19 protein-coding genes are annotated in these 20670 nt (G+C 70.6%); 12 read left to right on the top strand and 7 right to left on the bottom strand.

The genetic code is table 11. The annotated features are described in order from the left end of the window. Positions 1–229 precede the first annotated feature (229 nt). The 6 genes from ABD848_RS05455 to ABD848_RS05480 all read right to left on the bottom strand — a co-directional run bounded on the left by ABD848_RS05455 (position 230) and on the right by ABD848_RS05480 (position 5779). Entirely contained in the window at positions 230–949 is a 720-nt protein-coding gene (locus ABD848_RS05455; RefSeq protein WP_344967984.1) for an ABC transporter ATP-binding protein, read from the bottom strand. A 7-nt stretch (positions 950–956) separates the two neighbouring features. Further along, positions 957–2039: a hypothetical protein gene (locus ABD848_RS05460; RefSeq protein WP_344967987.1), complete on the bottom strand. Its 1083-nt coding sequence runs from the start codon at positions 2037–2039 to the stop codon at positions 957–959. Next, positions 2029–3024: a hypothetical protein gene (locus tag ABD848_RS05465; protein ID WP_344967989.1), complete on the bottom strand. Its 996-nt coding sequence runs from the start codon at positions 3022–3024 to the stop codon at positions 2029–2031. The genes ABD848_RS05460 and ABD848_RS05465 overlap by 11 nt, the downstream gene beginning before the upstream one ends. A 538-nt stretch (positions 3025–3562) precedes the next feature. Continuing rightward, positions 3563–3865 carry a CRISPR-associated endonuclease Cas2 gene (gene cas2, locus ABD848_RS05470; RefSeq protein ID WP_344967992.1) on the bottom strand — a complete coding sequence of 101 codons (303 nt, stop codon included), beginning with the start codon at positions 3863–3865 and terminating at the stop codon, positions 3563–3565. Between the two features lie 7 nt (positions 3866–3872). Further along, positions 3873–4259, bottom strand: a complete 387-nt coding sequence (locus ABD848_RS05475) for a CRISPR-associated endonuclease Cas1 (protein ID WP_344968504.1) — start codon at positions 4257–4259, stop codon at positions 3873–3875. A gap of 1115 nt (positions 4260–5374) precedes the next feature. Next, positions 5375–5779 carry a reverse transcriptase domain-containing protein gene (locus ABD848_RS05480; RefSeq protein WP_344967994.1) on the bottom strand — a complete coding sequence of 135 codons (405 nt, stop codon included), beginning with the start codon at positions 5777–5779 and terminating at the stop codon, positions 5375–5377. A gap of 698 nt (positions 5780–6477) precedes the next feature. Here ABD848_RS05480 and cas6 point away from each other — a divergent pair. Genes cas6 through cmr1 form a run of 10 tightly spaced genes read left to right on the top strand, consistent with a single transcriptional unit; the run spans position 6478 to position 16767 of the window. Next, entirely contained in the window at positions 6478–7215 is a 738-nt protein-coding gene (gene cas6 / locus ABD848_RS05485) for a CRISPR system precrRNA processing endoribonuclease RAMP protein Cas6 (RefSeq protein WP_344967996.1), read from the top strand. Continuing rightward, a complete protein-coding gene (locus tag ABD848_RS05490) occupies positions 7212–9038 on the top strand; it encodes a Cas10/Cmr2 second palm domain-containing protein (protein WP_344967998.1) in 1827 nt (608 codons plus the stop codon). Before cas6 ends, ABD848_RS05490 begins: the two co-directional genes overlap by 4 nt. Further along, on the top strand, positions 9035–10192 hold the full coding sequence (locus ABD848_RS05495) for a type III-B CRISPR module-associated Cmr3 family protein (RefSeq protein ID WP_344968001.1): 1158 nt from the start codon (positions 9035–9037) through the stop codon (positions 10190–10192). The genes ABD848_RS05490 and ABD848_RS05495 overlap by 4 nt, the downstream gene beginning before the upstream one ends. Continuing rightward, positions 10183–11109 carry a type III-B CRISPR module RAMP protein Cmr4 gene (cmr4, locus tag ABD848_RS05500; protein WP_344968003.1) on the top strand — a complete coding sequence of 309 codons (927 nt, stop codon included), beginning with the start codon at positions 10183–10185 and terminating at the stop codon, positions 11107–11109. The genes ABD848_RS05495 and cmr4 overlap by 10 nt, the downstream gene beginning before the upstream one ends. Continuing rightward, positions 11102–11599, top strand: a complete 498-nt coding sequence (locus ABD848_RS05505) for a type III-B CRISPR module-associated protein Cmr5 (RefSeq protein ID WP_344968004.1) — start codon at positions 11102–11104, stop codon at positions 11597–11599. Before cmr4 ends, ABD848_RS05505 begins: the two co-directional genes overlap by 8 nt. Next, positions 11596–12114, top strand: a complete 519-nt coding sequence (locus tag ABD848_RS05510) for a hypothetical protein (RefSeq protein ID WP_344968007.1) — start codon at positions 11596–11598, stop codon at positions 12112–12114. The genes ABD848_RS05505 and ABD848_RS05510 overlap by 4 nt, the downstream gene beginning before the upstream one ends. After that, complete coding sequence (gene cmr6 / locus ABD848_RS05515; protein WP_344968009.1) at positions 12111–12710, top strand: type III-B CRISPR module RAMP protein Cmr6; 600 nt, start codon at positions 12111–12113, stop codon at positions 12708–12710. Before ABD848_RS05510 ends, cmr6 begins: the two co-directional genes overlap by 4 nt. Next, positions 12707–13681 (top strand): hypothetical protein, encoded by a 975-nt coding sequence (locus ABD848_RS05520; protein WP_344968011.1) that lies wholly within the window; start codon positions 12707–12709, stop codon positions 13679–13681. The genes cmr6 and ABD848_RS05520 overlap by 4 nt, the downstream gene beginning before the upstream one ends. A gap of 44 nt (positions 13682–13725) precedes the next feature. After that, positions 13726–15522 (top strand): hypothetical protein, encoded by a 1797-nt coding sequence (locus ABD848_RS05525; RefSeq protein ID WP_344968014.1) that lies wholly within the window; start codon positions 13726–13728, stop codon positions 15520–15522. A gap of 27 nt (positions 15523–15549) precedes the next feature. After that, complete coding sequence (cmr1, locus tag ABD848_RS05530) at positions 15550–16767, top strand: type III-B CRISPR module RAMP protein Cmr1 (RefSeq protein ID WP_344968016.1); 1218 nt, start codon at positions 15550–15552, stop codon at positions 16765–16767. A gap of 527 nt (positions 16768–17294) precedes the next feature. Here the strand turns inward: cmr1 and ABD848_RS05535 are convergent. Then, positions 17295–18098, bottom strand: a complete 804-nt coding sequence (locus ABD848_RS05535) for an IclR family transcriptional regulator (protein ID WP_344968018.1) — start codon at positions 18096–18098, stop codon at positions 17295–17297. 161 nt (positions 18099–18259) lie between these two features. Here ABD848_RS05535 and ABD848_RS05540 point away from each other — a divergent pair, with 161 nt between their 5' ends. Both ABD848_RS05540 and ABD848_RS05545 read left to right on the top strand, forming a co-directional pair. Then, entirely contained in the window at positions 18260–19930 is a 1671-nt protein-coding gene (locus tag ABD848_RS05540; protein ID WP_344968020.1) for a phytoene desaturase family protein, read from the top strand. Further along, positions 19927–20664, top strand: coding sequence for an SDR family NAD(P)-dependent oxidoreductase (locus ABD848_RS05545; RefSeq protein ID WP_344968023.1), 738 nt, complete (start codon positions 19927–19929; stop codon positions 20662–20664). The genes ABD848_RS05540 and ABD848_RS05545 overlap by 4 nt, the downstream gene beginning before the upstream one ends. Positions 20665–20670: the final 6 nt, after the last annotated feature.

The raw sequence follows: 20670 nt of genomic DNA on the forward strand, positions 1-20670 counted from the left end.
CCGACACCCCACACGGCCCCGAATTCCTCATCGCCTGGACCACCCTGCACCACCCACCCATCGGCCCCCGCGCCGAACTACTCGACCACGCCATAACCACCTACCAACACCCCACCCCCCACCGCACCGACAACACCCACCACATCCTCACCAACCCACCCTGACCCACCACCACAACACAGCCCACAGAAGAAGCGCGGGACCGAGCACCCGCAGAAGCGCAGCCGGACTACTCATCCCCGCTGGCCACAAAGACACGAGATGGCGAGCCTTCGGCTACTTCCACCTCGCGACCGTCCTCCATCGCCACAACGCGATCGCACCGCGCAGCCACCCGCGGATCGTGTGTGGCGACCAGGAGGGAAGCGCCGTGCTCTCTCAACGAGAGCAGCAGGGTCACGACTTCCTGGGCTGTCGCGACGTCCAACGCGGCGGTGGGCTCGTCGGCGATGACCACGCTGGGCCGGTTCACCAGTGCACGCGCGATGGCCACCCGCTGGCGCTCCCCCTCAGAAAGCCGGGAAGCACGCCGACGGAACGCCCACCCGAGACCGACACCGCCGACCGCTTCATACGCGCGCCGCAGCCGCTGCCGCCGCCCCACGCGAGGCCGTGCATACTCCAGCGGGACCGTGACGTTACCGGCGACGCTGTCGGTGTCGACGATGGCGAGATCCTGCTGAATATAGCCGAAGAACTCATTGCGCAGCCGCGCCCGCTTCCGCTCCTCAACAGGTGCCGGGGCGCCGTTGACGGCCACGGTGCCACTCGTGGCCGCGAGGGTGAGCCCGACCAGCCCCAACAGCGTCGACTTCCCACAGCCGGACGGACCCATCAGCGCCACCGCCTCACCCGCCTCGACAGACAGCGACACGTCGCGGACCGCCTCGACACGCAGCCGCCCCTGCCCGTAAGTCTTCGACAGCCCGCAGGCTTCCAGCAGCGCCACCGTGTTCTCACCGACCTCTCAACTCGCGTCCGCTGTGCTGCTTGACCGCCCAGACCCACAGGCACCCGAAGATCACCACGACGAGCGCGAGCACCCACATCGCCCCCGACGACACGGGGCTACCGATCAGCCAGAGCCCCACCAGGGGCGGCAGCGGCGCGGCCAGCACCACAAGACCGACGAAACCGCCGATCCGGGCGGCAGTGTGGCCCCGACCGGCGCCGTAGGCGCGCCGGATGGCGAAGACCGCCCGCTCCCGACGCAGCGCCTCACCCGCCGAAGCGGCGAACGCGAGCAGCACCAGCCCCAGAAAGGCTGCCATGCCGGCGATGTACATCGCTGACACCACCATGAAGCCGGTGAGTCGCTGCGGCTGATCGACGGCGACGTTGCGCGGCACGAGGTAGAGGCCGCCAGTCGCGTTGCCGTCGACGTGGGCGGCGATCTCGGCGTCGGTCACGTCGAACAGGACGGCCCGCGCCATCGCCTCCTCACGCTCGACCGGGTTGAGCCGCGGCAGGCTCTCCGGCGGCATGTTCAACACCACCCGCTCGTCCAGCGGCACCGTTCCGAGATTGGCGTCGAAGTAGGTGGCTGCGCTGGGCAGCTCCTCGAACCGGGACAGGGTGTAGCCCGCGAACCGCACCGGCCCCACCGGCTGTGTGACCTCGGCGCCACGCATGGCGCACGGCGCCGGCTCGCACACGTCGAGGCCGGGCACCATCTCCTCCAGTTCCGCGCCGACGAGGATCACGGCCGGGCGTCCACCGGCGAAGTCGGAAGTGTCGAGCCGCACGTTCTTGATGACGGCGGTGTAGGCGTGCCCGTCCCGGATCGTGGCGACGAGGTCCGCCACGGTGCTGTCCGGCAGAGTGGTCGTGGTCGCGAGACGTTCGTAGTAAGGAGTGAAGACCACCGCCTCGCGGTCACGCATCTCCTGGGCGCCGCGTAGCGCTGTGAGCTGCCGCAGGACATCGGCGAGCAGGAACGCCAGGACCACGCAGGCGAGCGCGATCATGGCGGCCAGCGACAGCATCATGGGCCAGCGACGCAACGCCATGCGCACCCCGCCGGCCAGGTCACGAAGCACGGCCCGCCCCGTTCCGCGCCCACGTGCCCGCGACGGCAGCCGCGAGCCACGCCCCGGCCGCGAGCACGAGACCGAGCCCCACACTCGCACTCATTAGCAGGTACTCGGTACGCCCCAGCACCTCCCGGCCCGCCAACGCGACCAGCGCACCCGACAGCGCGACCCCGACCACGATCCCGAAAGCTTGGGCCGCGAGACCACGCAGCCACACCTGCCGCACCAACGCCAGGCGGGTGGCGCCGTGACGCCTCCGGATCGCGAACTCGCGCGCCCGCACCCGCAACCCCAACGTCCAAAACAGAGCCGCGGCCAGACACCCGGCCCCCAACAGCACGACGGTGGCCCCGAAAACCGGGTCGCGGGTGAGGTGTCCGGTGAACGGCAGACGCCTCGTCCAGCGGGCTTCAAAACCCGCCCGGTGGAGAATGCCGGTGAATTCGGCCAACTCGGCGGGATCGGTGGTGGTGACAACATAGTCGCCCGGCGGCAGCCGATAATCCCCCAGCGTGCGCACGAACTGGACATCGCCGCTTCCCTCCGGCGGGACCATCGTGCCGACGACCTCCACGCCATCGGGCACCAGCGAGGGAGAGCGCCCCGCCAGCCACTGCTGCTGCGAATAGGTGCCCTCGAACACGTGAGCCGCCGCTGCCGCGTTCCCGCTGCCGCTCGACCGCGCCGGAGCGTACCACGGCACAACACCTTCAGGGTCGGCCACGACCAACTGCGGATACCCCTGCCCAGCGGAACCGATGACCAGCGCCAACGAACGGTCGTCGATAAAATCGCGCAACTCGTCGAGGACAACGGGCACCTCCGCATCATCGACGCCGTGCGGCCCATGAGCGAACCGGAGAGTCGTCACCGTGCCCGGCATCTCGTAAGTGACGTCCTGGTAATTGACGACCGCCCAATGCAGCGCCCATGCCACGAACGCACTCAACACCCCGATGAGGACACTGCTGCACACCAGCCTCACGCGCATGCGCAGCCTCGTACCGACACCGCAGGGCTCGCCTCACCAACCGCTACCAACTCTGATCCCCCCAACTTTAAGGGCGAGGGAGCAGAAGAGGGCGATTAAAGGTTTCCAATTCGGGCTTTGACGTCCTTCGGAACTAATCGCCTTTTCGAAGAAGTGCCGATGATTTCTATGGTTTCTATGCCCTTCGGGCTTTGACGTCCTTCGGAACGTTCGCGTCCAACTTCTCCGCTGTCGAGATCGCCATAGTTTCTATGCCCTTCGGGCTTTGACGTCCTTCGGAACTCGTTACATACTAGAGAACCGCCTGTGCGCCATGTTTCTATGCCCTTCGGGCTTTGACGTCCTTCGGAACCCCTGGCCTGATTTTGGGGGGCTGGCCTGCGATGATGATGTCCGATTGCACGCGATCATGAAAACCACCCCGCAACACCGGGTGATGTGGGTCTCATTTTCAGATTTTGTGGCTGTGACCTGCTGCGATGCTCTGCACGCGATCATGGGTTTTCGGGGGTTCGCGGGTAACCCTGTACATACCCTGTCAGATGATCCAGAAGTCGTTGCGTTCTTCGAGTCGGCGGTTGCCGATGATGGTGATTTTAGCGAGGTCGGGGACACGCAGGGGATAGATACGGACCTGATCCTCGTCGGGGTCGATGATGTCGGTGAGTGCCTGCTGGAGGCGCTCGAAGGCGACCGGGGACTCGACGGTCGCCTCGAACACGCTGTACTGGACACGGGGACCGTAGCCCGACAGCAGCTCGGAGGCGTCGTCACGGCGCTCGTTGTCGGCGATGTCGTAGCAGACGAGGTAAAACCACCGCCGGTGGGGATGCTGGCTCACGAGGCGGTCACCGCCAGGCGAAGGGAGTGTAGGTGGCTTCATCGCCGGCGATGACGGAGGCCATGAGCCGGGCCTGGGTGGTCAGGGCCGTACGGTAGGAGACCCGACGCCCCAAACCGGGATGGCGGGCCAGGGTGAGCATTCGTTTCTCGTAAGCGGCCAGGAACACTTTCAAGGTGTCGGGTTTCATCCGGCAGCCCTGGTCGTCGTCGGGTTCGTCGAAGCCGTCCGGTTGGACCCTTCCTTCCAGCGCCAGGCGGGTAACGACCGAGTCGACGACGAGAGGGCGGAACTCTTCGGTGTGGTGTTCGTTCGTGTCTTGAGCGCTGCGCGATCTCGGTAGCTCCGGGGGTGGGCTATGCCTGGAGGGGTTGCCGTTCGCTCGTGCCTCGATCGCTCCGCGATCTCAGCAGCCTGAGGGGGCGCCGTGGCTGAGGCGACCGAAAACGATGCGGGTGGCCACGGGGTGAGGGAGCGTCACTCTAGTCTGGAACTTCGCTCTAGCGCGGGATGTCGCCCTAACCTAAAACTTCGCTCTACCTCAGGACGCCGCTCTAACCCGGGATGTTGCTCTGACTCGGGCTTCGCCGTAGCGCGGGAGGTTGCTTTACCCCGGGGCGTCGCTCTACACCGGGAGGTTGCTCTACGTTACGGACCTACTGTCCACGTTCATCGGTGTAGTGCATCGCTCTACACCGGGAGGTTGCTCTAACTCGGGCTTCGCCGTAGCGCGGGAGGTTGCTTTACCCCGGGGCGTCGCTCTACGCCGGGAGGTTGCTCTACCTCAGGACATCGCTGTAGCGGGACGTTGCTGTAGGGCAGGATGTAGCGAGGGGTCGGCTATCTCTCCGGGGGCGGTGGAGTGTGGCCCCTGCTGCGGGGACGGCTCCGCTTGCCAGCGGGTGACGAGCGTTCGAGCTAGGGCGGTAGGGAAACGTGACCCTCCCGGCGCAGCTGCCCGCGGCAGATGCCCCCAGAAAGCGTCAGGCCGCAATACCCACCACCCACCTCAGGCCACAGCCAGCCCGTCCCACCCACCTCAGGCACAGCCAGCCCGTCCCACCCACCTCAGGCCACAGCCAGCCCGTCCCACCCACCTCAGGCCACAGCCAGCCCGTCCCACCCACCTCAGGCCACAGCCAGCCCGTCCCACCCACCTCAGGCACAGCCAGCCCGTCCCACCCACCTCAGGCACAGCCAGCCCGCGGCGGTACCCGCCTCACCTCGGCCACAGCCCACCTGTCGTGGTATTCGCTCACCCCAGCCACAGCGCCCCCTCAGGCTGCTGAGATCGCGGAGCGATCGAGGCACGAGCGAACGGCAACCCCTCCAGGCATAGCCCAACCCCGGAGCTACCGAGATCGCGCAGCGATCGAGGCACGAGCGGCGGGAAACACTACGTGCCTCCTCACCCCGAACCCACGCCGCGCCGCAGGCCCCGCGTGCGCGGGGGCTTCTATGGGGTGTGGTCAAGCCGCTTGTGTGGCTGTGGGGTGGTAGAGCGCTCCGTCACGCAGCATGGCGAAAGCGCGGGATCTCCTCGAAACAGTCCTCGATGTCGGCGCGCACCACCCAGGTGTTGCCCGCCTCCCGCGCCGTCGCCAGCGCGTGCAATGCGTCAGCAACCCCCAAACCTTTGCGGTAGGCGAAGCTCCACGGCAGCAACACCGGGTCGACAAAGGGCTCCACCACCCTCAGCACCGCTCGTTCCACCACCCGATCGATCACCGCCGGGACCGCGAGAACTCGCGAGCCGCCCGAGGACTTGGGAACCTCGATCGCCACCACCGACTCCGGCTCGTATTCATCAGCCTGTAGCTGTTCCCCCAACTCCAGCAGCCGCCGCAGGGCTCCTCGCTCAAACTCCCGGACCTGCTCGGACTTCACCCCGTCCTCGAGGTCGTTATCCCGCACCTCGTTCCAAGCCGTAGATAAGAATTCCTCGCTTGCCACTCGCCTTAAGAGAGAGCCCATCGCATATTCCTCAAAATAAAAATTAAAAATTCAGACTTTGATGATCCCCGGAGTCTTCTCAACGAGGCCGTTCAGACCAAGGCGCAGCGTTTCTATGCCCTTCGGGCTTTGACGTCCTTCGGAACCCCTGGCCTGATTTTGGGGGGCTGGCCTGCGGTGATGGTGTCCGATTGCACGCGATCATGGAATCCGCCCCACAACACCGGGTGATGTGGGTCTCATTTTCAGATTTTGTGGCTGTGACCTGCGGCGATGTTCTGCACGTGATCATGGGTTTTCGGGGGTTCGCGGGTAACCCTGTACATGCCGTCCGCGCCTGCGGCTCTAGGGCCGGAGGCCGTAGAGGCGTCATGTTCGCATGTGGTGGGTCGGGCCGCCAGGGGTTTGCCGGTTTTGGTCATTTTTGGGTTTTCCGCGGGTTCTCGTGAGATGGCTTGCTAGCGTCGTCGTTTCGACGCTCCCCTTTCCTGCTCTTCTCTGCTTCCCCGCTTCTGCTGGTGTCTCCTCGCACATGTCCCTCTCGGACGCGCTGCGGCGGCGAGGTGGTGTCCCAGAGGACGAGGCAACCGTGCAGCGGCCGGGCGGGGAACGGCCTGCCGAGGGGAGCCGTGGGGGAAGTAGCCGACCGGAGGTGAGGGGTGGGGCTTGTGCCGGTGGGGTGGTCGTTGCGGCTGCACGGCGAGATGGCCGAGACGGAGGAGTCGAGCGGGGTGGGCGGGTCGGTGTCGGCGGCGCGGTTGCACGGGTTGGCGTGTGCGCTGGTGGAGACGCCCGACAGCGAGCACGCGGGGCAGGTCAAGCCGTTCAGTGTCGCCGTACCGCCCGCGTGTCCCAGAGGGGAGGGTATGCGGATCGGATGGCTCGATGACACGCGACTCCCCGACGCCGAGGCGTGGCCGGGGCGGCGGGTGTGGCTGGGTGCCGCACCGGTGACGGTGGGCGCGGTGGAGCGCGACGCGGTCTCCTACGCCGACCTGGCCGACGCCGCACCGGCTTCGCGGGTGCGGGTGGAGTTCCACACGCCCACGTACGTGAACCGGGCGGGGCGCCAGATCCCGCTGCCCGAGCCCGAACTGCTGCTGGGCGGGCTGCTGCGCCGTTGGCAGCACTTCAGCCCCGTCCCCGTCGCCGAGGCGACCGCCACGGCGCTGTTGGAGCGGGTCCACATCGCCCAACATCGGGTGCGCACTGTCGCGGTGCCCATGCGCGGCGGCGGCCGGGCGGGGTTCGTCGGCCACGCCGTGTTCGGGGTGCCTTCCAAGGCCGACACCGTGGTGAAACGGCTGTTCGCGGGGCTGTGGCGGTTCGCCGAGTACGCCGGGGTGGGCGCCCAGACCACCCACGGCCTCGGCCACGTGACCGTGGCGACACGATGAGCGAGGTGACGGTGGACGACACATCCCAACAGCCAGAGCCCACGGCGGAACAGGCGGGCCGGTCGCGGCGGGATCTGGTGATGGTCGCGTTGACGGGGGTGCAGCGTTTCATCGAGGAGTCGCGCTCCACCTCGGACCTGCGCGCGGGCAGCCGGATCATCGCCGATCTGGCCACCGAGGCCGCGCGGGTGTTCGAGGAGGCCACAGCCGAGTTGGTGTTCCCGACCTCTACCGCCGGTCAGGTGGGGGTGCCCAACCGGGTGGTGGCGCTGGCCCCGCAAGAGCAGGGGACGGTGCTGGCGCGCCGGGCCGCCCGGCGGGTGGAGGAACAGTGGCGGGCGTGGGTGCGCACGCACCTGGGGCGCGACGCCGCCACGCCGGGCATGCCCGGCGTGGTGTGGGTGGCCGTGCCGCCGGCGGAGGGCGGCTATCCGCAGCAGTGGCGCCAGGCTCAGCAGCGGCTCGCGGCGCGGCGTGGGGTGCGGGACTTTCCTGCCCAGCAGGCCCTGGCCGCCGACCTGTGTTCGCTGAGCCCGCGCTGGCCCGCGGTGGAGCCGCCGCGCAAGAACATGCGGCCCTTCGAGCGGGATCGGCTGGGCGCGGCGAACTGGGTCAAACGCGAGCGGGGCCGCAGGGGCGACGGGATCGCCTCCACGAGCGGGTTCGCCTCGGCCCCGTTCCGCGCGAAGGTGTTGGAGCACATGGCGCACCCGAAGGTGGCCGCCGCGGTGGCCGACCTGCGTGACGCGGTGGCCGCGGCGAAGCTCGGCACGTGGGAGCGGCCGGTGCCCGGCCTGCCCAAACCCAGAGGTAAGGGAGCGCAGGTGGGGGCGGCCCGGTGGCTGTGGCGATACGGCGGCCGGTGGGTGTACCGCGACACCTGGGAGGCCGAGGGGCTGGCCCGCGAGGTGGGGCGCCGCAGCGGCGACGCGGACTTCGCCGGGTTCCGCGACACCGTGGGGTTGGGCCGCATGGCCGCGGCCACGCTGCAAAAGGTGATGGCAGAAGAGTTCGCGGTGGCCGAGCCGGCGGCCCACCTGGCGCTGCTGGCCCAAGACCTGGACGGGATGGGGCGCCACCTGTCGCGTTCGGCGCTGCTCTCGCCCGAGGCCCACGCCGACCTGTCGCGCGCCTTGGGGCGGGTGGCGCGCTCCCAGGCCGACCTGCTGCGAAGCCCGGAGATCCTGGGCGCGGAGGTGTACGCCGGCGGCGACGACCTGTTGGCGTTCGTACCCGCCTCGACCGCGCTGACGGCCGCGCGCGGCTGCGAAGGGGCGATCTCGGCCGTGTCGGCGGAGCTGCCCACGGCCAGCAGCGCGGTGTTGTTCTTCCACCACAAGTACCCGCTGCGGCTGGCGCTGGCCGAGGTGCGGGCCTGCCTGGAGCGCGCCAAGGCGGTGCCCGGCAAGCACGCGCTGGCGGCGGGCTATCTGCGCCGGGCGGGGGCGCGCGAGGTGTGTGTGCAGCCGTGGGTGCCCAACCGGCTCGCGCCGGGACTGTCGGCGGGTGACTACCTGGCCGACTTCACCCCCGGCGCGGACGCCGACGCGCCCCGACTGTCGCCCGGTCTGCTGCGCGACGTGGAGCGCGACGCCGCCGCGCTGGCTGAACTCGACCAGGACACTTTCGAGGCCGAGCTGCGCCGGCTCGTCCACCGCCACACCTCCGGCGGCGACGAGCGCACGCGCCGAGAGTTCGCGGTGCTGGCCGGGCGGCGGCTGCGGACGTTGAGCGCCCCCGACAACCTGCCCGCCGACGATTCCCACCGTTCGTTGATCGCCGCCGCCCGGGTGGCGGTGTTCCTGCGCCAGGAGTGCCGATGACCAGCAGCGCCGCATCCCGCGCGGGGGCTGTCCGTACGAGCTGGGTGGCCGTGGAGCCCCACGACACGGTGCAGGTGCGTGACGGGCGCCGGTTCGACGCCGGCACCGAGGACACCACGGTCGCCGAGACGGTGCGGCCCTGGCCCAGCACCATCGCCGGGGCGCTGGGCGCGGTCCACGGCGGGGAGCTGGGGGCGGTGCGCGGTCCCGTGCTCGCGCACAAGGACGCGGGCGGGGTGTGGCGGCCCTACTTCCCGACCCCGCTGGACCTGGTGACCTCCGAGGAGAGGACCGCGGTGTACCGGCTCCGCCCCGGCGGCCCGACCGAGGGCACCGACCTGGGGGAGTTGCCCGACGGTCCCGAACGGCTGCTGGAGCCGGCCGCCCGACTGTCGAAGCCCGCCCCGGTGGATGGGTGGATGCGCGCCGCCGCCCTGTCGGCCTACCTGCGCGGCGAGCTGCTCTCGGGTTCCGGGTCGGCGCCCATGGGCCGGTTGGGGTTGTCGAAGCAGGAGCCGCTGGTGCCCGAGCGGCGTATCGGCATCGCCCGGCAGGACCGGGGCGTGCGCAGTGGCTACCTCTACCAGGCCGGTCACCTGCGCCCCAATCCCGGTTGGGGGTTCCTGGCCGAGGTCGAACAGCCCGCCGGCGCGCGGGAGCTGCCGCCCGGTCCGCTGACGCTGGGCGGGCGCGGGCGCCTGGCCGAGCTCAGCGACGCCGCCCCGGCAGCGGCGGACACCTCCGCGCCCCGCCTCGACTGGCCCCGCCCCCCTGAGGAGTTCCCGGAAGGGAAGGTGCTGCTCTACACCGCCACCCCGGCGTTGTGGCCCGGCGGGTGGCGTCCCCCGCTGCCTGAGGGGGCGCGGCTGGTGGCCGCGGCCGTGGGTTCGCCCCTTCCGGTGGCCACCGCCTCGCCCAAGCGGGGCTTCTGGGGCAGCCGCGCGCTGCGCTGGGCGGTCCCGCCCGGGTCGGTCTACCTGGTCCGGTTGCCCCCCGACACGGCCGCGGCCACGGCCGCCGCATGGCACGGCCGCGCGCTGGCCCCCTCGGCGGACTGGGACACCGAGTCCGGCGACGAACCCCAACCCCCCACCGACGTCCCCCGGCTGGACACCGCCGGGTTCGGTGTCGTGCTGACAGGAGTGTGGACTTGACCTCGTTTCTGCTGTACCTCTACGCCGAGTCGCCGCTGCATCCCGGGGCGGCCACCGGCGACGGCGCGTTGGATCTGCCGATCCAGCGCGAGAGCGCCACCAACTATCCCCTCATGTGGGGGCAGAGCCTCAAAGGTGCGCTGCGCCAGGCCGCCCGTGAGTCCGGGTGGGAAAGCGAGCACGAGATCCAGGTGTTCGGTTCCGAAGTCGGCCACGAGGAGGAGGGCGACAGCAACGGCGAGACCACGCCGGGGCGGCTCGCGGTGGGTGACGCCCAGCTCGTCGCGCTGCCGGTGCCCACGCTGCGGCGCTCTTTCGCGTGGGCCACTTCGACGCTGGCGCTGAGCCGGCTGGCCCGCAAGTACGCCATCATCGGCCGCGCCGACGCGGCCCCGGAGCCGCCCGCCCCCGAGGACAGTGAGGGCATGGCCGGCGCCCACGTGTGGGGCGGGACGATGCAGGAGGTTCTCGGCCCGTGCCTGGTCCACCTCACCGCGCCTCCCGGCGGCGGCCAGCAGCCGCCCAACGCCGTGGCCCGGTGGGCGGAGCTGCTGGCCGACGACGCCGTCGGCGACGCGGCCCACATGGCGACCTTCACTCGAAAGCTGCGCGAGGACCTGCTGGTGGTCGGCGCCGACACCATGACCACGCTGCTGCGCGAGTGCACCGAGTTCGCCGTGCGCGTCCAGCTCGAAACCGAGGCCAAGAAGGTCCGCAACGGCCCTTTCACCAGCGAGTACCTGCCCGCAGAGACGATCCTGGCCGCCGTGGTGACTCTGCGCGAGAAACCCGCCTCGGCCAACACCGCTCGACTGCGCGCCCTGCTGGACGGTGCGCTGCTGCGCGTCGGCGGCGACGAGACCATCGGCAAGGGCATGGCCTGGACTCGCATCATCGACGGAGGCGGCCGTGGCTAACCGTGTGGACCAGTCGATGGCCGCCCGAGCGGCCGAAGTCCTCAACCTCCAGGTCGACGCCCCCAACCTGTCCAAACGGCTACGCACCCGGATGCGGCAACTCCCGATGCGGCTGCGCTCCTCCGGGCTGGCCGCCACGTTCGCCTTCATCGACGCCAGGTGCGGCGGCGGCGACACGATCGCGCAGGCTTACACCCAGTTGCGCGGCGCCATCATCAGCCACATCGGGGAACGCGCCCTGCTGGGCGAGCTGGCGCCCGACGCGACGCCGGAGGAGTTCCTGCGCGAACTGGCCATGGCCGACACCGCCGCCCACAGCCGCATCACCGCCGAAATCGACCTGCTGGCCCGCTGGCTCAGCCGCATCGCCGACGCCCGCTTCGGCGCGCTGGCCCGATCGAGCCAGAACGGCCAGAACGAGCAGGCCGGGCACGGCGGCCAGGGTGGCGCGGCCGGCGACACCGACGAGCCCCAAGAGGAGCAGACATGACCCCGCCCGCCAACCGCCGCACCGGCTCGGGAGGCCGAGGGGGCGGCGAGGACGTGCGACTGCCCATGGAGCAGGTGCTGCGCCTGTCGCTGGCCGGCCCGCTGGGATGGGTGCTGGAGGCCGGCGTGTTCCAGGAGCCCGACAGCGACGGCGATAACAAGTGCAGCAAGAACCGCCCTCCCACCCGTGGCGGTTCGGTATACCGCCGCGACGGCGGCTCCGCCCTGGAGGCGGGCGCCAATGCGCTCGTCGTGCTGCGCCGGCTGGCCGTCCACCAGGAGTTGGACCGCGATCCGAGCGTGCCCGCCCAGCACAACGAGCCCTTCCTCACCTGGGCGCACCAGCACCGGCTGGGGTATCGCGACGACTGGGCCGAGGCCGTGGCCCAGCGCCGCCGGCACGCGCTGCACCGGCTCGCCGACCGGGGGTTGCACATCCGCCGGGTGGAGCTGCGCACCGAATGGCGGCTCGTCGTCGGCCTGGGGGAGGCCATGGGGGGCACGAGTTCGGATTGAGCCTGCACGGCACCCTGGGCTGGCCCCACATCCCCGGCTCCACCCTCAAAGGCGCCGCCGCGGCGTGGGCGCGCCGGCAGCAGAAACCCGCCGAGCGGCGCGCGGCCGTCTTCGGCGGGGTCGCCGCCACCCCGGGCCGCCCCGACGACAAGCCCGACCCCGTCCCCGCCACCGGGGAGGTCGAGGGAGACGAACTCGACGCCGAGGCTCCGGCGGACCCGGGCGACGACTCCGACCCCGACGCCGCCGGCACCACCCCCGGCACGGTGCGCTTCCTGGACGCCCTGCCCAAACCCAACGCCGCTCCCAAGGACCGGCTACAGGTGCACAGCGACGTGATCACCCCGCACCATTCCGCCTACCACACCCAGGAGCAGCCGCAGGCCCCCGGCGAGCACGAGCAGCCGAGACCGCTGCCGTTCCTCTCCCTCAGCGGCGTCTTCGTCGCCGACCTCGTCGGCGACGACCCCGACACCACCGAGACGGCCGCCGCCTGGCTCGCCGAAGCCTGCGACGACCACGGCATCGGCGCACGCACCAGCGCCGGCTACGGCTACCTCACCGCCACCGACAACGTCGACTGGACGATCCGATGACCACCCACCTCATCTCCGTGGGCCTGACCCTGCGCGACAACCTGGGCAGCGACCCCGCCGCCCATCTCGACGGCGACCACGACGACGCCCTGGACGCCCTCCACGAGCTGCTGCCCACCCTGCTGCCCGACAGCGGCGACACCGCCGTCCACCGCGAACGGCTACGGCGCGAACTCACCCCCGCCGGCGACGCCGCCACCGCGCTAGAGGACCAGATCAGCCGGGTCCGCCCCGAATTGTGGACCAGTCGGGCCAGCGCCGAACTCGCCACCTTCGCCCGCCACAGCGACCAGCGACCCGCCGCGCCGCCCAAACATGCTCACCTCGACAAAAAGGACACCGTCGTCCTGCTCACCACCGACACCGTCGCCGGGCTGCGCGCCGGGTTGTGGAACGCCCTGGCCCTGACCGCCGGCCAGCGCGACCGCGTGCGCTACCTGCCCCACCCCGAAGAAGCCGACCGCCACGCGCGCGGCGAGGTCGTCATCGCCGCTGTTCCCGGCCTGGACGCCGCCGACGACGCCGACATGACCCGCGCCATGCGCCACCTGGGCATGCTCGGCCGCATGCTCATCGACCACATCGCCGGCCCCGGCGCCGACTACGTCTTCCACCTCTCCGGCGGATACAAGGCCGCCATCCCCTACCTCATCGGCCTGGCCGAAGGCATGCGCGGCCTCATCCACCGTGACAGGGAGGTCAAGAGGGAGGTCAAGTCCGTGCACGCCTACGTGCTGCACGAGAGCAACACCAGCCGCCTCATCCGGCTCCCGCTGCGCACTTTGCCCTACGAGGTGATCCGCAACGAACTCGCCGATGTGGACCCCGACGACACCCCCACCGACGGCCGGGGCCGCCGGCTGCTCCAACCCCCCGCCCACCGGCTGCTGGAGGGCTACGCCTACGAGCCCGACCGCAGAGGGTGGCGGCTCACCCCCTTCGGCGAAGGACTCCTCGCGCTGATCCACTGACCCCGCTTCTTCCCGCCCCCTCAAGCTCTGCAAGGCGGTGGCCATTGCCCGACCACACCCCGCGCCCCGAGCAACTCCCGCCCCTGCTGCGTCCCCTCGCCCAGCGGCTGGACTCCGGCCTGCTGCCCAGCGCCAGGAAACTCGCCTCACCCGACCCCAGCCCCACCGAGTTGACGTGGCGGTACCTGAGGCGACGGCTCCACAGGCTGTGGAGCGCCGCACCCGACACCCCGGATGAGGCGGACCCGAGCGCCCCGGAGGCGCTGGATGGTGGAGACGGTGCGCCTGGCACGGAGGGACCGGACGGTGCGCCGGCCAGCGACGACGCCACGCCACCCCGGACAGAGCGGCCAGCCGCCGTGGAGACCGCCGAGGCTGTCGGAACCGTCGAAACGGATGGGGCCGCCGAGAGCCCCGCGGCTATCGAAGCGGATAGAGCCACCGAGAGCCCTGCTGCCGTCGAAGCGGCGATCGAGGAGTTCCGCCGCTACCTCGCCACCCCCGACGAGCGGGTACGGCGCGAACTGCGCACCCTCGTGCTCTACCCCCACGAACTGCTGCGCCACTCGGTGAAGGTCGGCGGGGTCAGTGACGAACGCGACCACTGGGTGCGTGCCTGCCGCGTCGTCGAAGCGGTTTGGCGCCATGTCGACTCCGCCCCCGACACCCACGGCGACCTGGGGCGACTGCGCCCCATCGCCGCCCGCAACCGCTTCCTGGTGCTCACCGAGCCGATGCGCTACCGCAGCCGCGCCCTCACCCCCCGCCTGCCCTTCCCTCGCGGTGGCCTCGCGCCGAGACTGCCGGTGCCCCGCAGCGGGCGGGCGTGGCTGCCCACCCCACTGGATGCTCCCCACGGCGACACCTACGGCGTCTTCAACCGCGCCTTCGGTCACCAGACCCACGCGCTGCTGCTGTCCCGCGCCCGCGCCGCCCGCCGCGACTGGTACACCTGCCTGGACACCTACCAGGCCCAGCCATTGCTCGCCCAAGCGCCCTCCGCCGCACTCGAAACCGAGGTCGCCGCCGTGGCCACCGCACGCGGCTACCGCAGCGGCCCGCTGGTCATCTCCGTCAACGACCTGAACCTCTCCGCCCGCCCCGACGGCGAAGACGAAGCGATCACCTGGGGGCTCGTGCAGCGCCACCTACTGCCGCGCTTCACGTTCCTGCCGACCGTCGTGCTGCGCGACACCCCCCTCCTGGGCCTCGACCACCTCCTTGCGGCGCTGGCCCTGGCCTGCGGGATCTCCGCTCCCGCCGCGCTTGCCCTGGGCGCGCCTTTTTCCACCGCCGCCCTGCTCGCCGCGGGGTGCTACGCCCTCATCGGCGCCGGCGCGCTGGTCTTCGGACGCATCTGGACCGCCCCCTGGCTGCTGCGGCTGCCCGCCACCGCCGCCCTGGGCCTGGTGGTGCTCATCCCGCTGCCCGACTGGTGGCAGCGCGCCAGCCTCGACCTGCCCTTCCCAGAGCCGACCCAAGTTGCGCCGCTCCTGCTGTTCGTGGGGGTGTCCCTGGGCTATCTGCTCATCGAGGCCCGCAACCACGGGGCCGGCCGCCTATCGGCACCAGTGCGCGCCGTGACCGTCGTGGCCGCCGGCGCACTGCACGCCTTCCTGGTGAGCCTGCTGGGCCTCGTCGTCATCGCCCCCGCCTTCGGTGAACACACCAACGGCACCGGGATCGACGCGGTCTGGAACGGCGCCACCGGCGACCCGGCGGCGGTGCTGGCGCTGGCGACCGCCTGGTGCCTGACCGTGGGCGTGTTCTCCCAAGTGCTGTGGGACGACCGCCCCATCACCGCGCCCCTAGCCCACCTGCACTGGCGAAACGACCGCTGACCACGAGCCTGTGAGGAGAAGCGCCCCATGGCCTGGACCCAGGTGCGCCTGCGCGTCACCACCCCGCTGTTCAACCACACCGACACCGACGGGCTGCGGGTCAGCTCGCTGCGCGGCCCCATGCGGTTCTGGCTGCGCGCCCTGGCCGGAACCCGCGTCGGCCCCCACATCGGTACCCTGCGCCAACTGGAGAACACCGTCTTCGGCAGTACCGACAACCCGGCCCCGGTCCGGATGCGGCTGGTCGACCCGCCCGGCGCCGTCACGGCGCCCCGCCCTGCCTTCCTCGACACCGCACCCGCCGAAGACGACGGAGACAGGGTGGAACCCGCCATCGGCTACCTGCTGGGCCAAGGGCTGGGAACCATCGCGAAGGGCTACCAGATCACCCGCCCCTACGTGCAGCCCAAACCGGGGTACTTCACCCTCAAGCTCGCCTTCTCCGGCAACGATGCGATCGACGTGCTGACCCTGGCCGCGCTGTGGATGACGTGCGCCTACGGCGGAGTCGGCGCACGCACCCGGCGCGGCTTCGGCGGCCTGTACATCCTCGGCGCCACACCGGCCACGGGCTCGCTGCCCGGCCCCTGGGACACCGAGACACTGCGCAGCCCCGGCCTGTCCCATTACGCCGAACTGGACACCCTGCACCCCACCGGTGTCCTCGCCCAATGCCTGCCCTACGTCGACGAACTCCTCGCCACCCTGCCCGACACCTGTCACGCGCGCCCCTGGCGCGACGACGAACGCCCCACATACCCGGTGATGAGCACCGCCCACACCCGCGCCGGTCTCAGCTCCTACACCGCCGCCACGTGGGACGAGCTCCTGGCCCACGTGGGACGCCAGTACCGCCTCTTCCGCGCCACCCGCGACAACAGCGCCTCCAAAAGCAACTACTCCCCGAAGGTCAAAACCCCCGAACACCTCAGCGTGGTCAACGGCGACTCCGACCGCTTCCCGTTGGGCGCGCTCGGCCTGCCCGTCGTCTACTCGAAAGGGGGCATCATCGGCGGGCGCCGCGCCTCACCTTTGTGGCTGCGTCCCATCGGCGACTCCGGAACCTGGCGACTGTTCTCCTTCGCGTTCCGCGCCAGGTTCCTGCCCGAAGGCACCACTGTTCCCATGACCGGACGCGAGGAGGGCGTGACCGTCACCGACGACGACGTGACCACCCGCACCGACAACTGGATCACGGGCATGAAAAACAACGACAGCCCTTTCCCCGATGCGTCCTCCCCCTGAGAACCACCCGATGACAACACCGGCGGATGTATGCTTCGCTTCTCCGAGCAGCGGGAACACGGCCGTGTACAGGGTTTCGCGCGAACCCCCGAAAACCCATGATCACGTGCAGAGCATCGCCGCAGGTCACAGCCACAAAATCTGAAAAATGAGACCCACATCACCCGGTGTTGCGGGGTGGTTTCCATGATCGCGTGCAATCGGACATCATCACCGCAGGCCAGCCCCCCAAAAATCAGGCCAGGGTTCCAAAAGACGTCAAAGCCCGAAGGGCATAGAAACAGAGTGAGCCAAACTGGGCGCGAACCTTCGCCATGTTCCGAAGAACACCAAATCCAGTAGAAAGCTAATTCTCTCTGTCCCGGTCTTCCTCGGGCGATTCGATCGGAGGTTTTCGCCGCCGATGTCGAGTGTCCGAGGCGAATACGATCATGGGATGCGGACGGCTGGGGCGCGTTGTCTTCACGCGCTGGTCGCTGGTCGTGAGCGCCTTTAGCCGTACCGGTGGTGGGGTCGGCGCGACTGCGTCAACGGTCCAGCTCGTGCAGGTCGACGACCACATCGGCTCGGGTGGCTTTCGTGCCGATCGCGGCAGCGGCTGCCGTCATCGGCCCTAGGGCGTCGCCGAGACGTGGGGCCGCCATGGGGGCCAGGAGTGCGAGGGCGGCCACGACGCCCTGCCCGGACATCGTGATCGGCATGGCCAGGGAAGACACACCCATACGGTGTTCCTGTGCGCTGCGGGCGAGCTGTTCGCTCTGCACCGTGTGCAGTTGGCGCCGCAGCACGGCGGAGTCGGTGACGGTGTACTTCGTGTGCGGGGTGAGGTCTGCCATCACCGCGTCTTGCAGGTCGGCGGGGGCGTAGGCGAGCAGGACCTTGCCGACCGCGGTGCAGTGCAGCGGGAGCCACCCGCCCGGGCGGTGCCGGGTGGGAAGTGAGCGGGAGCCGGCGAGCCGGTCGATGACCAGTGCACGCGTGCCGTCGCGGACGGCGAGGTGGACCGTGTGGCCCGTGCTCAAGACGAGATCCTGCAAGTAGGGCAGTGCCGCCTCGCGCAGCATCGTCGGCGGGGAGAGCAGGCCGAGCCGCCACATCCGCGCCCCGATCTCGTAGGCCCCGTCCGGGCGGCGGCTGAGCAGGCGCGCCTCGCAGAGTTCGGCCACGAGGCGGTGGGCGGTGGCCAACGGGAGGTCGGTGCGGCGGGCGATCTCCGACAGCGACAGTACACGGTGGCCGTGGTCGAAAGCGTCCAGCGCCGAGAGGGCACGAGAGGTCACCGACCGTCCGGGCGCGGTGCGCGCCGGCGGCCGGTGCGAGCGTTTCCGCATGTGACCAGCTTAAAGAGGCTTCCATTCGATGGAAAGCCCGATAGACGGGTCCGCGATGCTGGAAAGAGAGTGTTCTCAGCCATACAGCGGGGCGCTCCACGCGCTCGGCGGAGAGTCCCCCACCGCACGGCCGCAGGCGCGCCGTGAGAGAGGACGCATTCGTGAGGGATCACTACGACGCGGTGGTGCTCGGGGGCGGCCACCACTCGACGATCATCGCCTGCTACCTGGCGCGGGCCGGGCTGTCGGTGGGGGTCTTCGAGCGGTCGGGGCGGCTCGGCGGAGCGGCGCTGAGCGGGCCGGGTCCGCTGCGCGGGTACACGATGAACCACTACTCGCACTGGACACGGTTCTACTCGCATCCGGCCTACCGGGATTTCGACCTGCACTCCGAAGGGCTGCGGTACGTGTTCCCCGAAGGCAACGAAGCCATGGTGTTCGACGACGGTACGGCGTTCCTCGGCTGGTCGGCCTACCGGGTCGTGGACGAGTTCGGGCGCCAGGAGCCGTGGCCCGAGGGGGTCGCCCGCACCGAGGCGGCGATCCGGGAGTTCTCCGACGTCGACGCCGACACCTACCTGCGGTGTTTGGAAGCCTACGACACCGAGTGGAAGCGGGCGTTCGGACGGCACCGCTACACCCCGCCGCCGCCGTGGGGCACCCCCGACCCGCTAGAGGAGCTGGTCGGCGACGGCGAACTGATCGAACCGGTGCACATGTTCATGAGCGTGCGCCAGCTCGCCTACGACTTCTTCGTCTCCGACGAGCTGCGCACCCTGTTCATGCGGGCCGCGGCCACCTCCACCGGCGCCTACCCCGACGACGTGCTCGGCCTCCAGGGGCTGGTGCACGTGCTGGCGCTGACGCTGTCGCTGGAGCCGGCCGCGGTCGCCGTCGGCGGCACCGGCGCCATCACCGACGCGCTGGTCAGCGCGGGGCGTCGACGCGGCGTGGAGTACCACACGCACCAGGCGGTCAGCGAGATCCTCGTCGCCGAGGGCCGCGCCGCCGGCATCCGGCTGGGCGGCGGCGACGTCGTGGGCGCCGAGATCGTGGTGAGCGGCCTGGGCATGCCGCAAACCGTGCTTGACCTGCTGCCCGATGTGCCCCGGCCGCCGCGGGTGGACCACCGGCTGCGCAACATCCACTACGACCGGGGGCAGTTGGTGTGGGCGAACGTCGCGGTGCACGAGCTGCCCGACTACGCGGCCAAGACGGGCGACCCGCGGGTGGGGCCGCAGCCGCGGCTCTACTGGGGCCCCAAGGACCCCGACTGGCTGGCCACCCGCTACCAGGCGGAGATCATGACCCGCGGCTTCTCCAGCCAGCTGTTCGCGCTGACCAGCGCCGACACCATCTGGGACCCGAGCCGGGCGCCGGAGGGCGAACACCTGGTGGGCTTCGAGGAGTTCACCGCGCCGCTGCGGCTGTTCGACCGCGACGGCTGGAAGCGCATCGAGCGGGACTTCCGTTCGGCGATGGTCGAACAGTGGCAGCGCTACGCGCCGAACATGACCGAGGACAACATCGCCGGCGTGCGCCTGATCCTGCCGCGCGACGTGCTGGCCACCCACCCCGACATGGGCGAGGGCGGCTACAGCCAGGGCAGCACGATCGCCAGCCAGCAGGGCCGCTTCCGACCGATCCCGGAGCTGTCCGGCTATCGCACGCTGCTGCCCAACCTCTACACCTGCTCGTCGAGCATGCACTCCGGTTCGGGCATCGGGCGCGGCAACAGCCGCAACTGCTGGCGGGTGATCGCCGATGACCTGGGGATCGACCCCGAGGCGACCGTGCGTCACCCCGACACTCCCGCGGGAGCCCCGGCGTGAGCGCGGTCGGCCTTCCCGGGCTGCGGGTCCTGGTGACCGGCGCCGCGCGCGGCCTGGGCCGCACGATCGCCGCCGAGCTGGCCGGGGCGGGGGCGCGGGTGCTGGCCGTCGACGTCGACGAGGTTCGGCCCATCGCGGCCGGCGACGCGGAGGTACGAACCGGCCGCGTCGACGTCACCGACGAGACCTCGGTTCGCGCGGCCGTCTCCCGCGCCGAAGAACTGTTCGGCGGGCTGGACGCCGTGGTCAACAACGCCGCGCTCGTGGCCGTGACCCGGGCTCGCGCCGGCGAGATCCCGGTGGCGGAGTTCGACCGCGTCATGGCGGTCAACGCCCGCGGGCCGTGGCTGCTGTACCGGGCGGCGGCACCGTCGCTGACCGCCGCGGGCGGCGGCTCGGTCGTCAACCTCACCAGCGAGACCGCGGTCAGCGGCTCGCGGCACCTTTCGCACTACGTGGCCAGCAAGGCCGCCGTCGTCGGGCTCACGCGAGCGCTGGCCACGGAAGGGGGGCCGCTCGGAATCCGGGTCAACGCGGTGGGTCCCGGCTTCACCGACACCGAAGGGGCGCGCGCGATCGGCGACCCCGACACCTACGACACCACCGCCACGCCGCTGGGCCGCGTCGGCACCCCCGACGACGTCGTCGGCGCCGTGGCGTTCCTCATCAGCGAGGCCAGCGCGTTCGTCACCGGGCAGGTGTTGCTGGTCAACGGCGGCCGGGTCCTGGCCTGAGCCGGA

Source organism: Salinactinospora qingdaonensis (assembly GCF_039539445.1).
GTDB classification, from domain to species: domain Bacteria; phylum Actinomycetota; class Actinomycetes; order Streptosporangiales; family Streptosporangiaceae; genus Salinactinospora; species Salinactinospora qingdaonensis.

Coding starts and splice junctions, on each gene's coding strand:
- ABD848_RS05535 (WP_344968018.1), bottom strand. CDS start 18,098: ATGCGGAAACGCTCGCACCGGCCGCCGGCGCGCACCGCGCCCGGACGG.
- ABD848_RS05495 (WP_344968001.1), top strand. CDS start 9,035: ATGACCAGCAGCGCCGCATCCCGCGCGGGGGCTGTCCGTACGAGCTGG.
- cmr1 (WP_344968016.1), top strand. CDS start 15,550: ATGGCCTGGACCCAGGTGCGCCTGCGCGTCACCACCCCGCTGTTCAAC.
- ABD848_RS05520 (WP_344968011.1), top strand. CDS start 12,707: ATGACCACCCACCTCATCTCCGTGGGCCTGACCCTGCGCGACAACCTG.
- ABD848_RS05510 (WP_344968007.1), top strand. CDS start 11,596: ATGACCCCGCCCGCCAACCGCCGCACCGGCTCGGGAGGCCGAGGGGGC.
- ABD848_RS05465 (WP_344967989.1), bottom strand. CDS start 3,024: ATGCGCGTGAGGCTGGTGTGCAGCAGTGTCCTCATCGGGGTGTTGAGT.
- ABD848_RS05490 (WP_344967998.1), top strand. CDS start 7,212: ATGAGCGAGGTGACGGTGGACGACACATCCCAACAGCCAGAGCCCACG.